Here is a 20,590-nt window from a genome sequence, read left to right as displayed (position 1 = left end):
ACCGATCGGTTCGCGGAATTTGGGTTTCGCCGCCGGAAGCGATATACTCGCCCGTTCAGCGGGATAATGCCCAGTGGAGGGGCAGCGATGACCACCGACGCCCCTATGGCGACCACCACGTCCGACGACCTCGGCAACCTTCCCTTCGAGGAGGCCCTCGGCCAGCTCGAAGGCATCGTGCGGTCGCTCGAAGGGGGCAAGAGCACCCTCGCCCAGGCCATCGCCGAATATGAGCGCGGCACGGCGCTGCGCCGCCATTGCGAGGCGAAGCTGGCCGAGGCCGAGGCCAAGGTCCAGGCGGTGGTCGAAGGCGCGGGCGGCTTGAGCCTGCGCGACGTCGAATAGAACAAGGCTCGGGATAGGGATCGCGGGAATAGTTATGGATACGGTGACGGGCGGACATTCCGCCGCCTCCCTCTCGGCCGCGATGACGCAGGCCGCCCAGGATATCGACTCGGCGCTCGACCAGCTCCTCCCCGTCGCCGAAGGCGACGAGGCGCGGCTCTTCGCCTCGATGCGCTACTCCACCATCGGCGGGGGCAAGCGCCTGCGCGGCTTCCTCGTGCTCGAGGGCGCGAAGCAGTTCGGCGTCTCGCGCACCTCTGCGCTGCGCGTGGCCTGCGCCATCGAGATGATCCACGCCTACAGCCTCGTCCATGACGACCTGCCGGCCATGGACAATGACGACCTGCGGCGCGGCAAGCCGACGAACCACAAGGCCTTCGACGAGGCGACCGCCATCCTCGCGGGCGATTCGCTGCAGAGCCAGGCCTTCACGGTGCTGGCCGACGAGGCCACCCATCCCGACCCGCAGGTCCGCATCGAGCTCGTCCGCATGCTCGCCCACGCCTCCGGCCCGCGCGGCATGTGCGGGGGCCAGATGCTGGACATGATGGCCGAGCAGGCCGGCGTGCCGCTGGAGGAATCGGCCATCGGCCGGCTCCAGCTGCTCAAGACCGGCAAGCTGATCGAATTCTCGGCCGAGGCCGGCGCCGTGCTGGGCAAGGCCGCCGGCTCCCAGCGCCAGGCCCTCGCGCAATATGGCCGCGACCTGGGCGCGGCCTTCCAGATCGCCGACGACCTGCTGGACATCACCGCCTCCCCCGAGGTGATGGGCAAGGCGACGGCCAAGGATGCCGGCGCGGGCAAGGCGACACTTGTCGGCCTGCTGGGCGTTGAGCGTGCAAGGCTCCAGGCGGAACGCCTCGTGGCCCAGGCCCGGGGCCACCTGGAAGGCTTCGACGAGAAGGCGGGCCTGCTGCGCGCTTTGGCCGATTTCGTGATCGAGCGGAGAAACTGATGAAAGACCGCCCTGCCACCCCGCTACTCGACCGTGTCCGCTTCCCCTCGGACATGCGCAACCTGTCCAACGACCAGTTGAAGCAGCTTGCCGACGAGGTCCGTGCCGAGACCATCAGCGCCGTCTCCGTGACCGGCGGCCATCTCGGCGCCTCGCTCGGCGTCGTGGAGCTGACCGTCGCCGTGCATGCCGTCTTCGACACGCCCAAGGACCGCCTGATCTGGGACGTCGGCCACCAGGCCTATCCGCACAAGATCCTGACCGGCCGGCGCGACCGCATCCGCACCCTGCGCCAGCCCGGCGGCCTGTCGGGCTTCACCAAGCGCAGCGAGAGCGAATACGACCCCTTCGGCGCGGCCCATTCCTCGACCTCCATCTCGGCCGGCCTCGGCATGGCGGTGGCGAGCCAGCTCCAGGGCGACGACCGCCACGTGATCGCCGTCATTGGCGACGGCTCCATGTCCGCCGGCATGGCCTATGAGGCGATGAACAATGCGGGGGCCAGCAAGGCCAACCTCATCGTCATCCTCAACGACAACGACATGTCCATCGCGCCACCCGTGGGCGCGATGTCGGCCTATCTGAGCCGCACCATCTCCTCGCGCCCCTTCCTGTCGGTGCGCGAGTTCATGGCGAAGATGGCCAAGAACTTCCCCGGCCCGATCGAGCGCGCGGCCAAGCGCGCGGACGAATATGCGCGCGGCCTGCTGACCGGCGGCACGCTCTTCGAGGAGCTGGGCTTCTACTACGTCGGCCCGGTCGACGGGCATAACCTCGACCATCTGCTGCCCGTGCTGCGCAACCTGCGCGATTCCGGCCAGCAGGGTCCCTTCCTGCTCCATGCGGTGACGCAGAAGGGCAAGGGCTATGCGCCCGCCGAGGCCTCGGCCGACAAGTATCACGGCGTGGTGAAGTTCAACGTCGTCACCGGCGAGCAGCAGAAGGCGCCCCCGGGGCCGCCGAGCTACACCAAGGTCTTCGCCCAGGCGCTGATCGCCGAGGCCGAGGTGGACGACCGCATCGTGGCCGTCAACGCCGCCATGCCCTCGGGCACCGGGCTCGACCTCTTCGCGAAGAAGTTCCCCAAGCGCTGCTTCGACGTGGGCATTGCCGAGCAGCACGCCGTCACCTTCGCCGCCGGCATGGCGACCGAGGGGATGAAGCCCTTCTGCGCCATCTACTCGACCTTCCTCCAGCGTGGTTACGACCAGGTGGTCCACGACGTGGCGCTGCAGGGCCTGCCGGTCCGCTTCGGCATGGACCGCGCGGGCCTGGTCGGCGCCGACGGCGCGACGCATGCGGGCAGCTTCGACATCGCCTATCTCGGCTGCCTGCCCGGCTTCACGCTGATGGCCGCCGCCGACGAGATCGAGCTGGCCCACATGGTCGCGACCATGGCGACGATCGACGACGGCCCCTCGGGCGTGCGCTATCCGCGCGGCGAGGGCCTGGGCGTCGAGGCGCTGCCGGCGCGCGGCACGGTCCTGCCCATCGGCAAGGGGCGCGTGCTGCGCGAGGGCAGCAAGGTCGCCATCCTCTCCTACGGCGCGCGGCTGCAGGAATGCCTCAAGGCCGCCGACGAGCTGGCGACCTTCGGCCTGTCCACCACCGTCGCCGATGCCCGCTTCGCCAAGCCGCTCGACACGGCGCTGATTGAGCAGCTGGCCCGCCACCACGAGGTGCTCATCACCATCGAGGAAGGCAGCCTGAACGGCTTCGGCGGGCTGGTCATGCATCACCTCGCCACGCATGGCCTGCTGGACCACGGCCTGAAGCTGCGGCCGATGACCCTGCCGGACATCTGGATCGACCACGAGTCGCCCAAGAAGCAGTACGACCTCGCGCGGCTGAACGCCCCGCAGATCGTCGAGACGGCGCTGGCGGCGCTGGGCAAGGCCGCCCTGGCGGTCCCTGCCACGGCCTGAAGCATGATGAGCTTCGCTGCATCACGCTCCAGGGCTTTGCCGAGAGGGCGATTCGCGGCTTCGGCGAGGCCGCCTCAGCCGATCGCGCGGGCTCTGCCGAGAGGGCGATTCACGGCTTCGGCGAAGCCGCCTCAGCCGATCGCGCTCTAGCCCATGGCCAAGGGCACGCGCGCGGACGTCGCGCTGGTCGAGCGCGGGCTCGCGGAATCGCGGACCCGTGCCCAGGCGCTCATCATGGCGGGGCTCGTCTATTCGGGCGAGCAGCGCATCAACAAGCCGGGCGACCTCATCGCCGCCGAGCGCGCGCTGGAGTTGCGCGGCCAGGATCACCCCTGGGTCTCGCGCGGCGGGGTGAAGCTGGCCCATGGCCTCGCGCATTTCGGCCTCTCGCCGGCGGGGCGGGTCTGCATGGACCTCGGCTCCTCCACGGGCGGCTTCACCGACGTGCTGCTGACCAACGGCGCCGCCCATGTCTGCGCGGTCGACGTCGGCCACGGCCAGCTCGCCTGGAAGCTGCGCAACGACCCGCGCGTGACGGTGATGGAGCGCGTCAACGCCCGCCACATGAAGGAGGGCGACGTCCCTCCCCTCGATGTGCTGGTCTGCGACGCCAGCTTCATCGGCCTGCGCGTGGTGCTGCCCGCCGCCATGGCCCTCTGCAAGCCGGGCGCCTGGGCCATCGCGCTCATCAAGCCGCAATTCGAGGTCGGCCCCGCCATCGCCAAGGGCGGCGTGGTGCGCGATGCGGCGGTGCATGAGCGCGTCTGCGCCGAGATTTCCGACTGGTGGGCGGCGCTGCCCGGCTGGCGGGTGCTCGGCGTGGAGGCCAGCCCGCTGCTCGGGCCCGAGGGCAATCGCGAATTCCTGATCGCGGCGGAGCGCCTGGTTACGGACTGACGCCTCTATTTGTTGCGAAGGCATGCGAAACCGCTTGCCCGCCGCATCGTTGCTCAGGGCAGACAGAACCCCGGGAGCCGGGGTTGAACCCCTTTCGCGACACCCGAAGGTCGCGCGTGAGACGCGCACCGTGACCCTGGCTTTCAGAGCTTTTCTCGGCCTCCTCTTCGCCCTCGCCCCCGCCGGCCTCGTCCTCGTCCAGATGGAGCGCCAGGCCCGGACGGAACGGGTGGATCGCCTCGCCGAACAGGCGCGCCTCCTGGTCGAGCAGGTCGCGGCCCGGCAGTCCTCCACCGTCGGCGCGGCGCGGCAGTTGCTCAGCGCGCTCGGCGCCACGCCCCGGCTGGGCGACACGGAATGCCGCGCGGTCCTGGGCCGCATCCTGCAAGCCAATCCGCGCTATCTCGCCGTCGAGCTCGCGGATGCGCAGGGACGCAGGATCTGCTCGACCCGCAGCGGAAATGCCGGCGATCCGGGGTGGCTCGAGGTGCTGCGCGGCGACGCCTTCCGCCTCGGCGGCTACGAGGCCGGCACGGGGCCGGCCGGCGCATCGCTGAGCCTGGCCGAGCCGGTGCGCGACCCCGCGGGCCGCGTGGTGGGTGCGGTCGGGCTCACCCTTTCGCTGGACTGGCTGGGCCGCGATCTCCAGGCCATGGGCATGCCGCCGCAAAGCACCGCGACCATCGCGGACCGCAACGGCATCGTCCTCGCCAGCTCGCACGAGGACACGGCGGGCCACACCCTGGGCGCCCTCGCCCGGCGCCTGTTCGAGGCCACGGCGGCCGGCGTCACGCTCTCCCAGGATGGTCAGAGGCGAATCGCCTATATGCCGCCTGGGGAGGCGACGCATGGGCTCTTCCTCTCGGTCGGGCTGGAGGAGCACCCGGACTCCCTGCTGGCGGGCCGGCGGACGGAGCTGGCGATCGTGGGCGCCCTGCTGCTGAGCTTCCTGCTGGCGCTCTTCACCTTCCACACCTCGGCCGAGAGGCCGGTCCAGGCCCTGCTCGCCGCGGCCCGGCGATGGCGCGCGCAGGACTGGCACGCGCGCGTCGGGCGCATCGGCGGGGGGCATGACTTCTCCCGGATCGCCGCCGCCTTCGACGAGATGGCCGAGACGGTCGAGCTTCGCCAGCGCGCCGAGGCCCGGTGGGAGGCCTGCATGGAGGCCGCCCCGCTTCTGGTCCTCGCCGCCGATCCGCAGGGGAAGGTGCAATGGGTCAATGCGCAATGGCGCGACATGACCGGGCGCGACCTCGACCAGAGCCTGGGCGATGGCTGGCTCGATGCCATCGACCCCCGCGACCGCGCCGCGGTCGAGGCCGCCTGGCGGGCCGCCCTGGCCGAGCCCAAGGGTGCTCCCCTCCTGCAGGAGCTGCGCCTGCGCGGCGGGGCGCGCTGCCTGCTCAAGGCCGCGCCCGCCTTCACGCAGGACGGGGAGGTCCAGGCCTGGGCGATCTTCGGCCTGGACGTGCGCAAGCTGCGCCTCGCCGAGGCTCAGGCCGATGCCTCGGGCGCCCGGCTGCGCGCCATCTACGCCCATGCGCCGGTGGGCCTGTGCCTGCTGGACCGGGAGCTGTGCGTCCTGGCGATCAATGACCGGCTCGCCCGCGCGCATGGCAAGCCCGCCGCCGACCATATCGGCCGCCCCCTGGCGGAAGTGGCGCCGCATTTCGCCGCCGAGCTCCATCCCAGGCTGCTGCAGCTGGTGGCGACGGGCGAGGCGGTCGAGGACGTGGAATTCTGCGCCATGCTCGGCGACGAGGAGCGGTGCTGGCTCTGCAGCTACCATCCCGTGCATGACCGCGCCGGAACGGTGGTGGCCGTCAGCGGCGCCGTGATCGACATCACCTCCCGTCGGCGCATGGAGACTTCCGCCTGGCAGCTCTCGCGGGAGGTGGACCACCGCGCGCAGAATGCGCTCAGCGTGGTGCGCGGCCTGCTGCGCCTCTCTGCCGCCGATGCCGCCGATGACGTGCCGGCGCTGGTCGAGGAGCTGGAGGGGCGGATCGGCGCGATGAGCCGCGCGCATGACATACTCTCGCGCGAGAACTGGATGGGCGCCGATCTCGGCGAGATCCTGCGCGGCGAGCTCGCGGGCCATCCGGGCCGCATCGAGATCTCGGGGCCGTCGCTGCGCCTGGTGCCCGAGGCGGCCCAGCCCATGGCGCTCGCCCTGCATGAGCTGGTGAACAATGCCCAGCGCTATGGCGCGCTCTCCACACGCCAGGGGCGCGTCAGCCTGACCTGGACGAGCGGGCCGGACGGGGCCGAGCTGAACTGGGTCGAGCGCGGCGGGCCGCCGGTCCTGGCCATCCCCGAGCGCGTCGGCTTCGGCTCGATGCTGATCGACGCCAATATGCGCACCCAGCTCGCGGGCGACATCCACCGCCATTGGGACGCGGCGGGGCTGCGCTGCGTGCTCTCCATCGGCGCGGCGGCGCTGGCCACAACGCCCTCGGGCATGGTCCGGGGGCCGCTGGCCGGCAAGCGCGTGCTGCTGGTGGAGGACGATCCGATCTCCGCCCTGTCGCTCGCCTCCGTGCTGCGCGAGGGCGGCTGCGAAGTGCTCGGCCCGGCGCGCTCGGGTGCGGAGGCGATCTTCCTCGCCGGCCAGGCCGGGCGCGTGGATGTCGTCGTTCTCGCGGGGCGGCTCGGCGGAAGGCCGGTCCGGCAACTGGCCGAGGCCCTGCGTGCCCGCGCGGGGGTCGTGCTGCACATCTCGCCCGACGGCCTGAACGGCAGGACCATCACGCCCCGGCAATTGCGCGACGCGCTGACCGAGGCGCTGGCCTCCGCGCGGGACGACGCCGCCCCGGAAGGCAACCCTCCATCCGGGCCGGTGCCGAGTTAACGAACGACGCATGCAACGCGGGCCGACATCCGCGCGTTCCATCCCCGTGAGAATAGAAACAGGGACCAACAGCATGCGAAGTATCGGCAAAACGGCCTGTGCCCTCCTGTTGTTGGGCGGCCTTTCGGCCTGCGGCTACAGCACCGGCGATCGCGTTGGCTCGGGCGCCCTGCTGGGCGGCGCCGGCGGCGCGGCCATCGGCGCCATGGCCGGAAACCCGCTCGCGGGTGCGGCGGCCGGCGCGGTGGCCGGTGGCGCCGTCGGCGGCCTCACCTCGCCCAATTCCGTCAATCTTGGCCGTCCGGTCTGGCGCTGAGGTGAGCATGTCCGAGACCAAGACGAAGAAGCGCCCGGCCTCCAACAAGGCCGAGGCAGGCGTCGGCGCCTCCCTCAACGGCTTCATCGCGGACACCTATGTGCTGCTGGCCAAGACCCAGGCCTGCCACTGGAACGCGACGGGGCCCAATTTCTTCGGTCTGCACAAGCTGACCGAGGCCCAGTACGGCGAGCTCTTCGAAGCCATCGACGTCCTGGCCGAGCGCGTTCGCGCGCTGGACATCCTCGCCCCCACGGGCCTCGCCGCCATGCTGAGCCTCGCGAAGCTGGCCGAAGCGCCGGAAGGCGGGATCTCGACGAAGGATGCGGCCCGCACCCTCGCCGAGGACAACGCCGCCATGGCCGCCCGCGCGAGCGAGCTGGCCGAAGCGGCCGAGGAAGCCGAGGACCTCGCGACGCACGACATGTTCGTGAAGCGCATCGAGGTTCACGAGAAAGCCGCCTGGCTTCTCCGCAGCCATCTCGGCTGACCTTCTCCGCGGCCATCCTGGCTCACCCCCCAGTTCTAACAGGAGCACTCCATGTCCCAGACCTTTGACAACGCCCGCAACCTCGCCAACGACGCCAAGAGCGAGGCGACCCGCCTCGCCAGCAATGCGCGCGAGCTGGCCTCCGGCGCCAAGGACGACGCCTCGCGCTTCGTCGCCGACGCCAAGGCCGAGATCGTGGAGCTCAGGCAGCGCGTCGAGGCGCTGATGAACGATCGCGTCACGCCGGCCGTCTCGGCCGTGGCCGACAGGGCCAGCGCCATCGGGAAGTCCGCCACCGAAACCGTCCGCCACCAGGCCGATCGCGCCAGCGATGCCGTGCATGACAAGCCGCTGATCGCCCTGGGCGTCGCGGCGCTGGCGGGCTTCATCATCGCGAGCCTGGTCCGCCGCTGAGCCCGGACCGGAGCGTGATGGAACGGGGCGGGAGGCAACTCCCGCCCCGATTTCCATGCGCGAAAAATGGCTGTTATCCGCCGTTTTCCGACCCGATGCCTCGCCTCCGGCGAAACCCTGCGCAGGCTCGTTCGTTCAACACCCATCAATCCGAAAGAGAACGAGACCGATGAAGAACATCCTCCCCATGACCCTCGCGGCGGGTCTGATCGTCGCTCCCATGACGGCCTTCGCCCAGGCCGACGGCACGCCGGGCAATCCGGCGGGCACGGCCGCGAGCCGCGCGATCGACCGCGCCACCGGCAATCCCACCATTCCTGATGGCGCCCCCGGCAACCCGCCCGGCACCGCTCTCGGCCGTGCCGCCGACCGGATGACCGGCCAGCCCACCAACCGCGACGGCACCGGCAACAACCCCGCCGGCACCGTGGTGGACCGCGCCGCCGAGCGCGCCGGTCAGGCCACGCGCGACGCCACCGCCCCGGGCACGACGTTGACCGTGGCCTCCGGGTCGGTCCTCATGGAGCGCCCCCGGATCAGCCAGATCATCGGCGGCAACGTGTACAACGAGCGCAACGAGCGCGTCGGCGAGGTGGATGACGTGATCCTGGGCATGGCCTCGGGCGCCAGCCGGTCGCCCGTGGCGATCCTCCAGGTCGGCGGCTTCCTGGGCCTCGGCGGCCGCCTGGTCGCCGTGCCGCTGAACGACCTGCAATGGAACGCCGAGAACAGCCGCATCGTGATGCCGGGGGCCTCGAAGGAGGCGCTGCAGTCGCGCCCGGCCTTCGAATACACCTCGCTGCGCCGCGGCTGAGCCCTCCGCCATGGCGAAATGGGACGGCGCGGGGAGACCCGCGCCGTCGTTTCGCGCCGCGAGTAAAGTCCTGAAATCCGCGAGAAACCGTTCACCCGCCTGAACGTTGTGACGATATGTCGTGCCTCCACACAGATTTTAGCGAGCCTCGCTCCGATTTCCCGCTCGGCGATGGCCGCTCACAGAGGCCGTCAGACATGAGCAGCGATGCCCCCGATAAATCAGGAGACGAGAAGTTGATGCCGACCGGATCACACAGGTCGAGCTGGCAGCGCCGCGCTGCGCCTTCGGAGGCGGGCTTCGACAGCTGGTTGACCCGCAGCCTGCGCGCCTCCTACGGCGATGCGCTGCACGAGGCGGTGCCCACGGAACTGCTCGACCTCGTTCGCAGGAACTCCCAGCCCTGATCAGTCTGGGCCGGACAGGCCCCGGCTATTTACGCCCGCGCTTCATTTTCTTCGGATCGTAGCCGCCGCCGCCCGGACCCATGGGCTTGGGCTTCCAGTCCTTCTTCGGCGTCGCCTCCCGCAGCGAGCGCCCGGCCTGATTGGCCGAGAGCGCCCCATCCAGCGGGATCCCCAGTTCCAGCGCCTCCAGCCGCTTGATCTCGTCGCGGTAGCGGGCCGCCGTCTCGAACTCCAGATCGGCCGCCGCCGCGCGCATCTTCTTCTCCATCTCCACGATGGCCTGGCGCAGGTTCTTGCCGACGAATTGCGCCTCCGCATCGCCCTCCACCGCGTCCACCGTGACGTAGTCGCCCTGGCTGACATCGCGCATCACATCGGCGATCTCGCGGCGGATGGTGGTCGGCGTGATGCCGTGCTCGGCGTTATAGGCCATCTGCTTGGTGCGGCGGCGGTCGGTCTCCTCCAGCGCGCGCTTCATGCTGTCGGTCATGCGGTCGGCATAGAGGATCACGCGGCCCTCGGCGTTGCGCGCGGCGCGGCCGATGGTCTGGATCAGCGAGGTGGTGCTGCGCAGGAAGCCTTCCTTATCCGCGTCCAGGATGGTCACCAGACCGCATTCGGGGATGTCCAGGCCCTCGCGCAGCAGGTTGATGCCCACCAGCACGTCGAAGACCCCGCGGCGGAGGTCGCGGATGATCTCGATGCGCTCCAGCGTGTCCACGTCGCTGTGCAGGTAGCGGACCTTCACGCCCATCTCGGTCAGGTATTCGGTGAGCTGCTCGGCCATGCGCTTGGTCAGCACGGTCACCAGCGAGCGGAAGCCCTTTGCCGCGACCTCCTTCACCTCGGCCAGCAGGTCGTCCACCTGGCCCTCGACGGGGCGGATGTCGACGACGGGATCCACGAGGCCGGTCGGGCGGATGACCTGCTCGGCGAAGACGCCCTGGGTGCGCTCCATCTCCCAATGGCCGGGGGTGGCGCTGACGAAGACGGTCTGGGGGCGGAAGCTTTCCCATTCCTCGAATTTCAACGGGCGGTTGTCGGTGCAGCTGGGCAGGCGGAAGCCGAAGTCGCTGAGGACGATCTTGCGCGCATAGTCGCCGCGATACATGCCGCCGATCTGCGGAACGGTGACGTGGCTCTCGTCGACAACGAGTAGCGCTCCCTCGGGGAGGTATTCGAAGAGGGTGGGCGGCGGGTCGCCGGGATTGCGGCCCGAGAGGTAGCGCGAATAATTCTCGATGCCTTTACAGGAGCCGGTCGTCTCCATCATCTCGATGTCGAAGGTCGTGCGCTGGTCCAGGCGCTGGGCCTCCAGCAGCTTCCCCTCGGCCTCCAGCTCCTTCACGCGCTCCTTGAGCTCGATCTTGATGCGCCCGATCGCCTGCTGGAGCGTGGGGCGCGGCGTCACATAGTGGCTGTTGGCGTAGATCGAGACCTTGTCGAACTCGCCGGTGATCTCGCCCGTCAGCGGGTCGAATTCGCGCAGGCTCTCCACCTCGTCGCCGAAGAGGCTGATGCGCCAGGCGCGGTCCTCCAGATGGGCGGGCCAGACGTCCAGGTTCTCGCCGCGCACGCGGAAGCAGCCGCGCTGGAAGGCGGCGTCGTTGCGGCGGTACTGCTGCTCGACCAGGCCCTTGATCAGCGCGTCGCGCCGGATGGTGCCGCCGGTCTCCAGCTTCACGACCATGTTGGAATAGGTCTCGACCGAGCCGATGCCGTAGATGCAGGAGACCGAGGCCACGATCACCACGTCGCGCCGCTCCAGCAGGGACTGGGTGGCCGAGTGGCGCATCCGGTCGATCTGCTCGTTGATCTGGCTGTCTTTCTCGATATAGGTGTCCGTGCGCGGGACGTAGGCCTCCGGTTGGAAGTAGTCGTAGTAGCTGACGAAGTATTCGACCGCGTTCTCGGGGAAGAAGCTCTTCATCTCGCCGTAGAGCTGGGCGGCGAGCGTCTTGTTGGGCGCGAGGATGAGGGTGGGCCGCTGCACCGCCTCGATCACCTTGGCCATGGTGAAGGTCTTGCCCGAGCCGGTGACGCCCAGCAGCACCTGGTCGCGATCGGCCGCGTTCACCCCGGCGATGAGCTCCGCGATGGCGCGCGGCTGGTCGCCATTGGGCGAAAAGGGACTGACGACGGTGAGCGCCTTGCCCTCCGGCGGCATGGGCTGGCGGATGGGCTGGAAGAGCATCGGGGCAAGGGCGAGATCCATGGACCCCAATATAGTCTCGCCCGGCGCCGGATGCAGGTGTGCAACGCCCGCTCTCATGCCATATCATGGCAGCATGCCCGAAGACGTCGACCCCGAAGACCATTTCGTCAGCGACGACGCCTATGCGGCGGGACGTCACGCCTTCAAGGCGGGCGCCTCGGTGCTCGAAAATCCCATGGCCCAAACCGGCGACTGGGGCAAAGCCTGGTTCGCCGGCTGGCTCGACGCCCTGGCCGATGCCGTGACCGGGCAGGACCGCGAGACGGCCGGCTATGCCCGCCTGCTCCGCCATGACCGGGCCGAGCCCTTCTAGAGATATCGTCCCATGCGATTTGTCGTCCCCCTCCTCCTGGCCGCCACCCTCGCGGCCCCGGCGCAAGCGCAGACCCGCGTCATCGCCCAGGCCAATGGCTGGATCGCCTTCGGCGGCACGACGCCCGGGGGCCTCGCGACCTGCGGGCTGGAAACGCGCCATTCGGGCAGCGGGCGCCATTTCCTGCTGCAGCACCTGGCCGGCCAGGACCGCCCCGTGATGCGGCTGTCGCGGCCCGGCTGGAACCTGCGCGCCTCCACGACGCAGCCCGTGCGGATCGTCATCGACAACCGTCGCGTCTTCGCCGCGACGGCGACGGGCGCGGGACAGGAGATGAGCTTCCCCCTGGCGATCGAGGGGCCGAACGGCTTCGAGCAGTCCTTCCGGAGGGGCGCGCTCATCCGCGTCGAATTTCCCGGCGGGCCCGACACGCCCTGGGATCTGAGCCTGACGGGCACCAACCTGGTCATGGGCGCCTTCGTGGGCTGCATGCGGATGATGGCGATCCAGCCCAGCGAGGCCCCGCCTGCCGCGCCGCCCCTGGAAGCGCCGGCCCCCGCAGCACCGGCCCCCGAAGCGCCGCCCGTCGAGCCGCCGGCTCCGCTGGCCCCGCCGCCGGCCATGGCGCCCCTGCCCGATCCCGTCGCGCCCCCCGCCCCCATGGCCGCCCCCCCGGCGGCCGCGCCCGCGCGCCCCGGCCTGCCCGAGGACAAGCCGGGGCCGGCAGCCAAGCCCGCACCGGGCGTGAAGCCGGTCTCCCAGGGCTCGATCACGCAACTTTAGGACGCCGGGATGCACCACGGCGTTGCAGATCGGCGGGATCCCCCTCTCGCCTCGCGGGAAACTTGCGCGTAGTTTCCTCGCCAGAGGAAACAAGATGACACCGACCGATCTCGAAGCCATGGCCGCCAGCGTGCCCGACGGCGCGCTCGTCGCCATGCCGCCCGACAACTCCCTCCCCTCCGTCGCCTTCGCCAAGGCGCTGATCCGCCGGGGCGCGCGCGATCTGCGCCTGGTGGGCGTGCCCGTCTCGGGCTTCGCGACCGACATCCTGATCGGCGCGGGCTGCGTGGCCAGCGTGCAGACCAGCGCGGTGAGCCTGGGCGAGGCCGGCTTCGCGCCGCGCTTCACGGCGGCGCTGAAGGCGGGGAAGCTCTCCATCACCGACGCCACCTGCCCCGCCATCCACACCATGCTCCAGGCCGCCGAGAAGGGCGTTCCCTTCATGCCGCTGCGCGGGATCATCGGCAGCGACATCCTGGCCAACCGCCCCGACTGGCGCGTGATCGAGAGCCCCTTCGGCACCGGTGAGAAGATCGTCGTCCTGCCGGCGCTGCATCCGGACATCGCCGTCTTCCACGGCGCGATGGCCGACAGCCACGGCAATATCTATGTCGGCCGCCGGCGCGAATGCGGCACGATCGCCCATGCGTCCAAGCGGTCGCTGGTGACAGTGGAGCGCGTGGTCGAGGGCAATTTCCTCGAGGACGAGAAGCTGGCCGCCGGCACCATCAACGCGACCTATATCAGCGCCTTCGCCATCGCCGAGCGCGGCGCGCGCCCGGCCGCCCTGCTCGACCAATACGGCTTCGACGGCGCCTATGTCGCGGCCTATGCCCGCGCGGCCAAGACCGATGCCGGCTTCGCCGACTGGTGCGCCGAGCATGTCTATCAATCCCAGGCGGTGGCCGCGCAATGACCTACAAGACCGAGGAACTTCTGGCCGTCACGCTGTCACGGCTGATCCGTTCCGTGCCGACGCATCACATCGCCGTCGGCGCCGCCTCCCCCGTCCCGGCCGCGGCCTGCTGGCTCGCGGTGAAGGAGGGATACCCCGTCCGTCTGTCGCTGCTGCACAAGCGCTCGGGCAATCCCTTCACCGAGGGCACGCGCGAGCTCTTCGACCTCACCGGCCAGGGCCGTGTGGACCTCTTCTTCCTGGGCGGCGGGCAGATCGACGGCCAGGCCAATCTGAACCTCATCGGCACGGGCGAATGGCCCGGGCGCGACGTGCGCTTCCCCGGCAGCTTCGGCTCGGCCTTCATGTATTTCATGACCGGCCGCACGATCCTCTTCCGCGAGGAGCACAGCCCGCGCGTGCTGGTCGACAAGGTCGCGCATATCTCCGCCCCCGGCATCAGCGACCCCGCGGTCTATCGCCGTGGCCACGCCCAGGCGCTGGTGACCGGCCGTTGCGTCTTCACCTTCCACCCCGATCGCGGCCGCTTCTCGCTCGCCTCGCTGCATCCGGGCGAGACGGTCGAGAGCATCCGCGCGATGACCGGCTTCGACTTCGACGTGGAGGGCGACGTTCCCCAGACCCCTGCCCCCACCGAGGCGGAGCTTGCGCTGCTGCGCGGATCGGTGTGTGACGAGATGATGGAAACCTACCCGGACTTCTGCGCCCGGGTCTTCGACAGGAAGCTTGCGGCATGAACGACGCCCTCCCGATGGCAGAAGGGCCGCTGGCCGAGGGTCGCGCCCTCGCCACCGGCCCCGGCGCCCTTTCCGGGCTGCGCGTGGTGGATCTCACCCGCGTCCTCGGCGGCCCCTATTGCACCATGGTCCTCAGCGACCACGGCGCCGACGTGATCAAGCTGGAGCCCCCGCAGGGCGACGAGGTCCGCGACTGGGGCCCTCCCTTCGACACCAAGGGCGACGCCTCCTACTTCCTGGGCGTGAACCGCAACAAGAAGTCGGTCGGCCTGGACCTGTCGCAGCCCGCGGGCCGCGAGGTGCTGCTGCGCCTGCTCGAGGGCGCGGACGTGCTCATCGAGAACTTCAAGCCCGGCAGCATGGAGAAGTGGGGCCTCGGCTTCGAGGAGGTGCTGTCCAAGCGCTTCCCCCGCCTGATCCATTGCCGCGTCTCGGGCTTCGGCGCGACGGGCCCGCTCGGCGGCTTCCCCGGCTACGACGCCATCCTGCAGGCGATGGTCGGCCTCATGTCGATCAACGGCACGGAGAATTCCGGGCCAACGCGCCTGGGCACGCCCATCGTGGACATCGCCACGGGCCTGTTCAGCACCATCGCCATCCTCATGGCGGTCGTGGAGCGCGAGAAGTCGGGCCAGGGCCAGTATTGCGACATGACGCTGCATGATTGCGGCATGGCGCTGCTGCACCCGCATGCGGCCAACTTCTTCCTGAACGGCAAGCGGCCGGTGGCCACGGGCAATCCGCATCCCAACCTGGCGCCCTATGCCAAGTTCACCACGAAGACCTGCGAGATCTTCGTGGGCTGCGGCAATGACCCGACCTTCCGGAAGTTCTGCAAGTTCCTGGGCCTCGACGACCTCGGCACCGATCCGCGCTTCGCCACCAACGGCCAGCGCGTGATCAACAAGGCCGCGCTCACCGAGATCCTGAACAAGCGCTTCGCGGACGAGGACGGCATCGAGCTCTGCCAGCGCATGCTGGCGGCGGGCCTGCCGGCCGGCCCCGTCTATGGCGTGGACCAGGCGATGGCCGCCCCGCACACGGCCCATCGCAACATGATCACCGAGAAGGACGGCTATGTCGGCCTCGGCACGCCGATCAAGCTGAGCCGCACGCCGGGCGGCACCCACGCCGCGCCGCCGCGCTTCGCCGAGCACACCAACGAGGTGCTCGCGAAATACGGCTTCTCGGAAGAGGAGATCGCCCGTCTCGCCGAAGCCGGCGTCCTGGTCGAGAAGCGGCGCAAGTAGCGTGCTCGCCGAGGTCCGGGAATCCGACGCGCCCCCCGAGACTGCGGCGATCTACGCCAAGCTGCGGGAGGCCTATGGCCTCCCGCTCGTGAACCTCATCTGGCGCCATTTCGCGGCGCTGGAGGGGGTGCTGCCCTGGGCCTGGGACTCCGTGCGCCCCGCCTTGCCGCTGCTGGACGCCGCGCGCGAGCGGGTCCGCGCCGCACTCCCGGTGCCGGGCCTGCCGATGGGCGCGGAGGCGGCGGAGCTGGCCACGCTCTACAATCGCGGCAATCTCAGCAACCTGATCCTCCTGACGGCCCTGCTGCGCGGCAAGCAGGGCGAGGCGACCACGCCCGGCGCGCCGCCGCCGGCCATGCTGCCCACCCCCCTGCCCTTGCCCCGGATCGAGGCGCTGCCCGAGGAGGTGGCGCGCGCCGTCCGCGCTTTGGGGGCGCTGCACGGCCATGAGGGGGGCGTCATCCCCACGCTGTACCTGCATCTCGCGAATTGGCCGGCCGTGCTGAAGCCGCTCCACGCCTCGCTTTCGCCGATGATGGCGACGGGCCGCATCGCGACCCTGCGCGACGCCGCCCTCGCCGCCGCCTCGATCGAGGCGGACCGGCTGCGTCCCTACCTCGCCGCGCCCCCCGCGCCGCCTCCCGAGGCGCTCGCCACGGCCCGCGAAACCCTGCGGCTCTTCACCTCGCGCGTGATACCCGAGATGGTACCGATCGGACTTATGCTTGCGCATTAAGTGTTGATTGATTCGATTTAGAAATATTTTCTCCCATATACCGTAACCGATCTTCGTGATCTGAGAAATTCCCTGAAGATTCTCGGATATCCCAAAAATTATTACGTATTCCACGCCATTGATTGAGCTGGCATCAGGGAAAAATTCCATTCCATTCCTGTAGCATAGTGTCGGTCGGACAGTGCGTCCGTCACTGCTGGCAGCGTTGCGCAATGCCAGCTCACCTGACATTCATTTGCTGTAAAAAATGGGGTTGGAGTACGTCAATGCTGCGAAAATATCTACTGGTCGGTGTCGCTCTATCCGCTATTACTTTGGCACCGGCGGCCCAGGCCCAGCTGGTCGAGATCACGGCCACCGTCGGCGGCGTCACCCGGACGCTGAGCTTCAACAATCTCGAATCCGCCCTGAGCCAGCTGACGGGCCCCGGACTGGCCGCCACCTTCCCCGGCTACACCTCCGGCACGGCCGTGAACGCCAATATCAACTACAACAACCAGCCGCTGACCCTGATCGTCCCCCAGGGCACGACCACGAGCATCGTGTTCAACCCGCTGACCGGCCAGGCCGTCGCCGTCACGGCCGCGAGCGCGGGCGGCGCGGTCAACAACGTCCGCGCCTTCTTCCAGGGCGATACCAGCGTCGCCACGCCGGTCTCCTCGCTGCCGGCCTCCGTCCTGGCCAGCCTGCCGGCCGAGATCCGCAACGCGCCGGTCCTGTCGCCGACCACCCTCATCCAGAGCGCCGTGCGCCACACCATCACCGACCCGGTCGCCGGCAACCCCACCTCGCTGATGCCGAGCATGGTCGCGGCGGACTTCCTGGCCGGCTCCGCCCCCACGGGCGCCATGCTGGGCGTGAACCAGCCGCGCGAGACCGGCTGGCGCTTCAGCCTGGGCGCCAATATCGCCACCACGACCCAGGGCGGCGCCGACACGCGCGCCTTCTCGGCCCCCATGCGCGGCTCCTATTACAACGCCGGCACGGGCACCGAGATCTTCCTGGATTCCGTCCAGGCCCTCGTCGACGTCTCGGGCACCAATGTCTATCAGGGCTCGGTGGGCGTGGGCGTGCGCCAGCGGGTGTGGTCGGGCACGAACTTCGAGTGGAACGTGACGCCGGCCTTCCGCTGGGGCCTCGCGGGCTCGGAGAATTACGGCCGCGGCTCGCAGGCGGTCGGCGGCTCGCTGACCAGCGATTTCCGCTATGCCGTGACGCCGACCTATACGCTCGCCGTCACGAACACCGCCGCCTACTACCAGACCGAGCGCTATAACTGGAGCGGCGGCTCGGTGGATTACGATCTGCAGAACCAGTTCTATCGCAACGGCATCTCGCTCTCGCGGCCCCTGGGCGAGGCCTTCGGCCGGCCGGTGCAGGGCGGGCTGACCTTCGTCGACACCCGCGTCACGGGCTCGCACTGGGCGATCATGAACTGGCAGGAATACGGCGTGGTTGTCGCCAGCGGCGGCCGCCTGCCCGCGCGCTTCACGCTCACCTACATGAACGGCCAGCAGAACTTCCAGGCGCTGCGCTTCGGATTGTCGATGGGCTTCTGATCCGTCGGATCGGCATCGGAAGGGGCGGAGAGTTCTCCGCCCCTTTTTCGTCTCCGGGCCGCTATTCCGGAACGGTGGAGGTCTCCTCCGTGCCCGCCATCGCCTCGGCCTCGGCCTTGAGCTTCAGATACGAGCGGGCCGAGAAGTACAGCATGCCCACATACATCGCCCCGCCCAGCGCCAGGGCCGCCCAGGGCTCGGTCACCAGGAAGGCGATGAAGGCGCCCGTGCCCAGCAGCAGCGGCAGCACCATCTGCGCGGGCACCTTGAAGTTCTTGAAGGACCAGGACGGCAGGGAGCTGACCATCAGCCCGCCCACCACGAAGAGCACCAGCGCGCTGAACAGCGGATAGCTGATGGCATGGGCCAGGCGGTCCCACTCCCATTCCGCGACGGCGAGCGAGGCGAAGAGCGGGAAGAGCGCGAGCCCCGCCCCCGCCGGCGCCGGCACGCCCTGGAAGAAGTTATAGGCATAGGCCGGCTTGGGCGGCGGGATCACGCCGGGCTCGGCGATGCTGGCGGCGTTGAAGCGCGCGAGACGCAGCGAGCTGCAGACGGCGAACATCACGCAGGGAATGAAGCCCAGCGGCCCGGCATGCTGCAGCGTCCACAGATAGAGGATCAGCGCCGGCGCCACGCCGAAGCAGAGGAAGTCGCTGAGGCTGTCGAACTCGGCGCCGAAGCGCGAGGTGCCCTTGAGCATCCGCGCGATGCGCCCGTCCAGCCCGTCGATGACGGCGGCCACCACGATGAAGGCGGCGGCCTGGGGGAAGCGCCCCTCGATGCCGAAGCGGATGGCGACCAGGCCAAAGCACAGCCCCATCATCGTCATCAGGTTCGGGATCAGCCGGTTGAAGGAGGGGCCGCGGAAGCGCGGCCTCTGGCGCGGGCTGAAACGGCGCAGCCGTCCGCGAAGGCCGGGCTTGGTCATCCCGCGAGTTCCGCGAGGACGGTCTCGCCGCCGATCATGCTCTGGCCGACCCGCACCTTGGGCTTCACGCCCTCGGGCAGATAGACGTCGGTGCGGCTGCCGAAGCGGATGATGCCGAAGCGGTCGCCGGCCTGGAGCTGGTCGCCCTCACGCGCGGTGCAGACGATCCGCCGCGCCACGAGGCCCGCGATCTGCACGCAGGCGAGCTGGCGGCCATCCGGCAGGTCGAAGCGCAGGGCGTTGCGCTCGTTCTCCGTCGAGGCCTTCTCCATGCTCGCATCGATGAACTTGCCGGGGCGATAGGCGATCCGGCTGACGCGGCCGAGCACGGGCGAATAGTTCACATGCACGTCGAGCACGGAGAGGAAGATCGCCACGCGCCAGCGCGGGGCATCGCCCATCTCGAGCTCGGCCGGCGGAATGGCGGGGCCGACGAGCACCACCTTGCCGTCGGCGGGCGCGATGACGAGGTCGGGCTCCTGCGGCGGGAAGCGCGTCGGGTCGCGGAAGAAGTAGAGGCAGAAGAGCGTGAAGGCCACGCCGATCCAGAAGAGCCAGCTCCCCAGGAGCAGCCCGCCCACGACGGCGACCGCGGCCCCGCCGTAGATGAAGGGTTTGCCCACCGGATGCGGAGGCGAGAGGACGAGGGACAGGCTGTTCGCAAGGGACATGGGGCGGATTTATCCTCTGTTCACCATTAAGCGGCAAGTTCCGGTCGACATGATCACGCTCGGTCCCTTCGCCGTCCAAAGGGACGGCACGCTCTCCCCTCGATCGCCGGGGCTGCGTCCCGCGCTGCGCTTCGCCTGGAGGGGGCGGGCCTGCGAGGCGCTGATGATGGAGGGCACGCTGCGCCTGCGGGCCATGGCGGGCCGCATCCCCTCCACTGCGGAGCGCAACGCCGATCGCGCGGGGACGTTGCGCGCCGTGGCCGCGCTGCCGCCCGATCTGCCCGAGGGCTGGCGGCTCCACCTCACCGCCGACCATCGGCTCGCGCTGGAAATGCGGGCCCCGCCGCAGGGGACCGCGGTCGCTGTGCTGGGGGAGATGGTGCGCTTCGCGATGGCGATGGACCCGTATCTGGATCGGCTCGAGGCCGCCGGCGCGTAGCCCGTCAATTCGCGCCGCGCGGCAGGGTGAAGACCTGGCCGGGATAGATCAGATTCGGATTGCGGATCTGCTCGCGATTGGCCGAGTAGATGACCGTGTAGCGGATGCCCTGGCCGTAACTGCCGCGCGCGATGCGCCAGAGGTAATCCCCGGGCTGCACGACATGCCGGATCTCGGTCTGGACGGGAGCCTCGCCCTGGGCCGTGACGGCCGGGGCGACGGGCGGCGCGTCGCGCTGGAAGGGCTGCTCGACGCGCGCGAGGACCTGGCCCTGCGCGCCCAGCTGGTCGGCGCGGAGCAGGTGGCGGCCGAAAGCCGGCTGGGCCTGGGGCGAATAGCTCCAGCGACCCTGGCTGTCGGCCACGACCTCGCCGGAGAGCTGCTCGTCGATATAGAGGCGCAGCAGCGCGCCGACGGGCGCCGCGCCGGCGAAGCGCATGCCGGAGGCGCCAGCGTAATCCACGAGGTCGATCGAAAGCCGCGCGGCGGCGGAGGCCTGCAGCGCCTGCACCGGGGCCGGGGAGCCCGGCGCCGGCAGGAGCAGCGCCAGCGGCCCGCTGGGCTCGGCCGGGGCGGGGCCGCCGTCGGACGGAGGCCTGGCATCGGCCACCGCCGCGGGCGGCGGA

At 69.9% G+C, this 20,590-nt stretch carries 22 protein-coding genes; 18 read left to right on the top strand and 4 right to left on the bottom strand.

Annotated elements, in window-relative coordinates:
• Window positions 1–87 precede the first annotated feature (87 nt).
• From xseB to ACO057_RS15335, 10 genes are all read left to right on the top strand, one after another.
• Entirely contained in the window at window positions 88–345 is a 258-nt protein-coding gene (gene xseB, locus ACO057_RS15380) for an exodeoxyribonuclease VII small subunit (RefSeq protein WP_421993281.1), read from the top strand.
• A 34-nt stretch (window positions 346–379) separates the two neighbouring features.
• A complete protein-coding gene (locus tag ACO057_RS15375; RefSeq protein WP_421993279.1) occupies window positions 380–1,300 on the top strand; it encodes a polyprenyl synthetase family protein in 921 nt (306 codons plus the stop codon).
• Complete coding sequence (dxs, locus tag ACO057_RS15370) at window positions 1,300–3,225, top strand: 1-deoxy-D-xylulose-5-phosphate synthase (RefSeq protein WP_421993277.1); 1,926 nt, start codon at window positions 1,300–1,302, stop codon at window positions 3,223–3,225. Before ACO057_RS15375 ends, dxs begins: the two co-directional genes overlap by 1 nt.
• 153 nt (window positions 3,226–3,378) lie before the next feature.
• Entirely contained in the window at window positions 3,379–4,122 is a 744-nt protein-coding gene (locus tag ACO057_RS15365) for a TlyA family RNA methyltransferase (RefSeq protein ID WP_421993275.1), read from the top strand.
• Between the two features lie 130 nt (window positions 4,123–4,252).
• Complete coding sequence (locus ACO057_RS15360) at window positions 4,253–6,973, top strand: PAS domain-containing protein (protein WP_421993273.1); 2,721 nt, start codon at window positions 4,253–4,255, stop codon at window positions 6,971–6,973.
• A gap of 73 nt (window positions 6,974–7,046) precedes the next feature.
• Window positions 7,047–7,289: a hypothetical protein gene (locus ACO057_RS15355; RefSeq protein ID WP_421993271.1), complete on the top strand. Its 243-nt coding sequence runs from the start codon at window positions 7,047–7,049 to the stop codon at window positions 7,287–7,289.
• 7 nt (window positions 7,290–7,296) lie between these two features.
• Window positions 7,297–7,779: a Dps family protein gene (locus ACO057_RS15350; RefSeq protein WP_421993269.1), complete on the top strand. Its 483-nt coding sequence runs from the start codon at window positions 7,297–7,299 to the stop codon at window positions 7,777–7,779.
• A 51-nt stretch (window positions 7,780–7,830) separates the two neighbouring features.
• Window positions 7,831–8,193, top strand: coding sequence for a hypothetical protein (locus tag ACO057_RS15345; RefSeq protein WP_421993267.1), 363 nt, complete (start codon window positions 7,831–7,833; stop codon window positions 8,191–8,193).
• A 169-nt stretch (window positions 8,194–8,362) separates the two neighbouring features.
• Window positions 8,363–9,007 (top strand): PRC-barrel domain-containing protein, encoded by a 645-nt coding sequence (locus ACO057_RS15340; RefSeq protein WP_421993265.1) that lies wholly within the window; start codon window positions 8,363–8,365, stop codon window positions 9,005–9,007.
• A gap of 239 nt (window positions 9,008–9,246) precedes the next feature.
• Window positions 9,247–9,414 (top strand): hypothetical protein, encoded by a 168-nt coding sequence (locus ACO057_RS15335; RefSeq protein ID WP_421993263.1) that lies wholly within the window; start codon window positions 9,247–9,249, stop codon window positions 9,412–9,414.
• Window positions 9,415–9,439: 25 nt separating this feature from the next.
• On the opposite strand, the gene uvrB is transcribed toward ACO057_RS15335, so the two are convergent.
• Window positions 9,440–11,629 carry an excinuclease ABC subunit UvrB gene (gene uvrB, locus ACO057_RS15330; RefSeq protein ID WP_421993261.1) on the bottom strand — a complete coding sequence of 730 codons (2,190 nt, stop codon included), beginning with the start codon at window positions 11,627–11,629 and terminating at the stop codon, window positions 9,440–9,442.
• Between the two features lie 73 nt (window positions 11,630–11,702).
• On the opposite strand from uvrB, the gene ACO057_RS15325 reads away from it, so the two are divergent.
• From ACO057_RS15325 to ACO057_RS15295, 7 genes are all read left to right on the top strand, one after another.
• Entirely contained in the window at window positions 11,703–11,942 is a 240-nt protein-coding gene (locus tag ACO057_RS15325) for a hypothetical protein (protein ID WP_421993259.1), read from the top strand.
• Window positions 11,943–11,954: 12 nt separating this feature from the next.
• A complete protein-coding gene (locus ACO057_RS15320) occupies window positions 11,955–12,725 on the top strand; it encodes a hypothetical protein (RefSeq protein ID WP_421993257.1) in 771 nt (256 codons plus the stop codon).
• A 94-nt stretch (window positions 12,726–12,819) separates the two neighbouring features.
• Entirely contained in the window at window positions 12,820–13,641 is an 822-nt protein-coding gene (locus ACO057_RS15315; protein WP_421993255.1) for a CoA transferase subunit A, read from the top strand.
• Complete coding sequence (locus tag ACO057_RS15310) at window positions 13,638–14,378, top strand: CoA-transferase (protein ID WP_421993253.1); 741 nt, start codon at window positions 13,638–13,640, stop codon at window positions 14,376–14,378. Before ACO057_RS15315 ends, ACO057_RS15310 begins: the two co-directional genes overlap by 4 nt.
• Window positions 14,375–15,628 (top strand): CaiB/BaiF CoA transferase family protein, encoded by a 1,254-nt coding sequence (locus tag ACO057_RS15305; RefSeq protein ID WP_421993251.1) that lies wholly within the window; start codon window positions 14,375–14,377, stop codon window positions 15,626–15,628. Before ACO057_RS15310 ends, ACO057_RS15305 begins: the two co-directional genes overlap by 4 nt.
• A 1-nt stretch (window position 15,629) precedes the next feature.
• Window positions 15,630–16,364: a hypothetical protein gene (locus tag ACO057_RS15300; protein ID WP_421993249.1), complete on the top strand. Its 735-nt coding sequence runs from the start codon at window positions 15,630–15,632 to the stop codon at window positions 16,362–16,364.
• Between the two features lie 266 nt (window positions 16,365–16,630).
• Window positions 16,631–17,923: a hypothetical protein gene (locus ACO057_RS15295; RefSeq protein ID WP_421993247.1), complete on the top strand. Its 1,293-nt coding sequence runs from the start codon at window positions 16,631–16,633 to the stop codon at window positions 17,921–17,923.
• A gap of 61 nt (window positions 17,924–17,984) precedes the next feature.
• On the opposite strand, the gene ACO057_RS15290 is transcribed toward ACO057_RS15295, so the two are convergent.
• Window positions 17,985–18,854 (bottom strand): CDP-alcohol phosphatidyltransferase family protein, encoded by an 870-nt coding sequence (locus tag ACO057_RS15290; RefSeq protein WP_421993245.1) that lies wholly within the window; start codon window positions 18,852–18,854, stop codon window positions 17,985–17,987.
• The gene (locus ACO057_RS15285; RefSeq protein WP_421993243.1) at window positions 18,851–19,525 is read right to left on the bottom strand and encodes a phosphatidylserine decarboxylase; all 675 of its coding nucleotides are present in this window, start codon (window positions 19,523–19,525) and stop codon (window positions 18,851–18,853) included. The genes ACO057_RS15290 and ACO057_RS15285 overlap by 4 nt, the downstream gene beginning before the upstream one ends.
• A gap of 49 nt (window positions 19,526–19,574) precedes the next feature.
• Here ACO057_RS15285 and ACO057_RS15280 point away from each other — a divergent pair, with 49 nt between their 5' ends.
• Complete coding sequence (locus ACO057_RS15280; RefSeq protein WP_421993241.1) at window positions 19,575–19,964, top strand: hypothetical protein; 390 nt, start codon at window positions 19,575–19,577, stop codon at window positions 19,962–19,964.
• A 4-nt stretch (window positions 19,965–19,968) separates the two neighbouring features.
• Here the strand turns inward: ACO057_RS15280 and ACO057_RS15275 are convergent.
• On the bottom strand, window positions 19,969–20,590 hold a 622-nt coding region (locus tag ACO057_RS15275; RefSeq protein ID WP_421993239.1), incomplete at its 5' end, for a LysM peptidoglycan-binding domain-containing protein.

The sequence above is a fragment of the Roseococcus sp. genome, from assembly GCF_965227005.1.
In the GTDB taxonomy this organism is placed as follows: Bacteria; Pseudomonadota; Alphaproteobacteria; order Acetobacterales; family Acetobacteraceae; genus Roseococcus.
Note: the sequence above shows the minus strand (reverse complement) of the source record. Positions and strands in the feature narration are given on the sequence as shown.

Coding starts and splice junctions, on each gene's coding strand:
- ACO057_RS15280 (WP_421993241.1), top strand. CDS start 19,575: ATGATCACGCTCGGTCCCTTCGCCGTCCAAAGGGACGGCACGCTCTCC.
- ACO057_RS15340 (WP_421993265.1), top strand. CDS start 8,363: ATGAAGAACATCCTCCCCATGACCCTCGCGGCGGGTCTGATCGTCGCT.
- dxs (WP_421993277.1), top strand. CDS start 1,300: ATGAAAGACCGCCCTGCCACCCCGCTACTCGACCGTGTCCGCTTCCCC.
- ACO057_RS15295 (WP_421993247.1), top strand. CDS start 16,631: ATGCTGCGAAAATATCTACTGGTCGGTGTCGCTCTATCCGCTATTACT.
- xseB (WP_421993281.1), top strand. CDS start 88: ATGACCACCGACGCCCCTATGGCGACCACCACGTCCGACGACCTCGGC.
- ACO057_RS15335 (WP_421993263.1), top strand. CDS start 9,247: ATGCCGACCGGATCACACAGGTCGAGCTGGCAGCGCCGCGCTGCGCCT.
- ACO057_RS15350 (WP_421993269.1), top strand. CDS start 7,297: ATGTCCGAGACCAAGACGAAGAAGCGCCCGGCCTCCAACAAGGCCGAG.
- ACO057_RS15355 (WP_421993271.1), top strand. CDS start 7,047: ATGCGAAGTATCGGCAAAACGGCCTGTGCCCTCCTGTTGTTGGGCGGC.
- ACO057_RS15305 (WP_421993251.1), top strand. CDS start 14,375: ATGAACGACGCCCTCCCGATGGCAGAAGGGCCGCTGGCCGAGGGTCGC.
- ACO057_RS15290 (WP_421993245.1), bottom strand. CDS start 18,854: ATGACCAAGCCCGGCCTTCGCGGACGGCTGCGCCGTTTCAGCCCGCGC.
- ACO057_RS15365 (WP_421993275.1), top strand. CDS start 3,379: ATGGCCAAGGGCACGCGCGCGGACGTCGCGCTGGTCGAGCGCGGGCTC.
- ACO057_RS15325 (WP_421993259.1), top strand. CDS start 11,703: ATGCCCGAAGACGTCGACCCCGAAGACCATTTCGTCAGCGACGACGCC.
- ACO057_RS15320 (WP_421993257.1), top strand. CDS start 11,955: ATGCGATTTGTCGTCCCCCTCCTCCTGGCCGCCACCCTCGCGGCCCCG.
- ACO057_RS15310 (WP_421993253.1), top strand. CDS start 13,638: ATGACCTACAAGACCGAGGAACTTCTGGCCGTCACGCTGTCACGGCTG.
- ACO057_RS15375 (WP_421993279.1), top strand. CDS start 380: ATGGATACGGTGACGGGCGGACATTCCGCCGCCTCCCTCTCGGCCGCG.
- ACO057_RS15285 (WP_421993243.1), bottom strand. CDS start 19,525: ATGTCCCTTGCGAACAGCCTGTCCCTCGTCCTCTCGCCTCCGCATCCG.
- uvrB (WP_421993261.1), bottom strand. CDS start 11,629: ATGGATCTCGCCCTTGCCCCGATGCTCTTCCAGCCCATCCGCCAGCCC.
- ACO057_RS15345 (WP_421993267.1), top strand. CDS start 7,831: ATGTCCCAGACCTTTGACAACGCCCGCAACCTCGCCAACGACGCCAAG.
- ACO057_RS15315 (WP_421993255.1), top strand. CDS start 12,820: ATGACACCGACCGATCTCGAAGCCATGGCCGCCAGCGTGCCCGACGGC.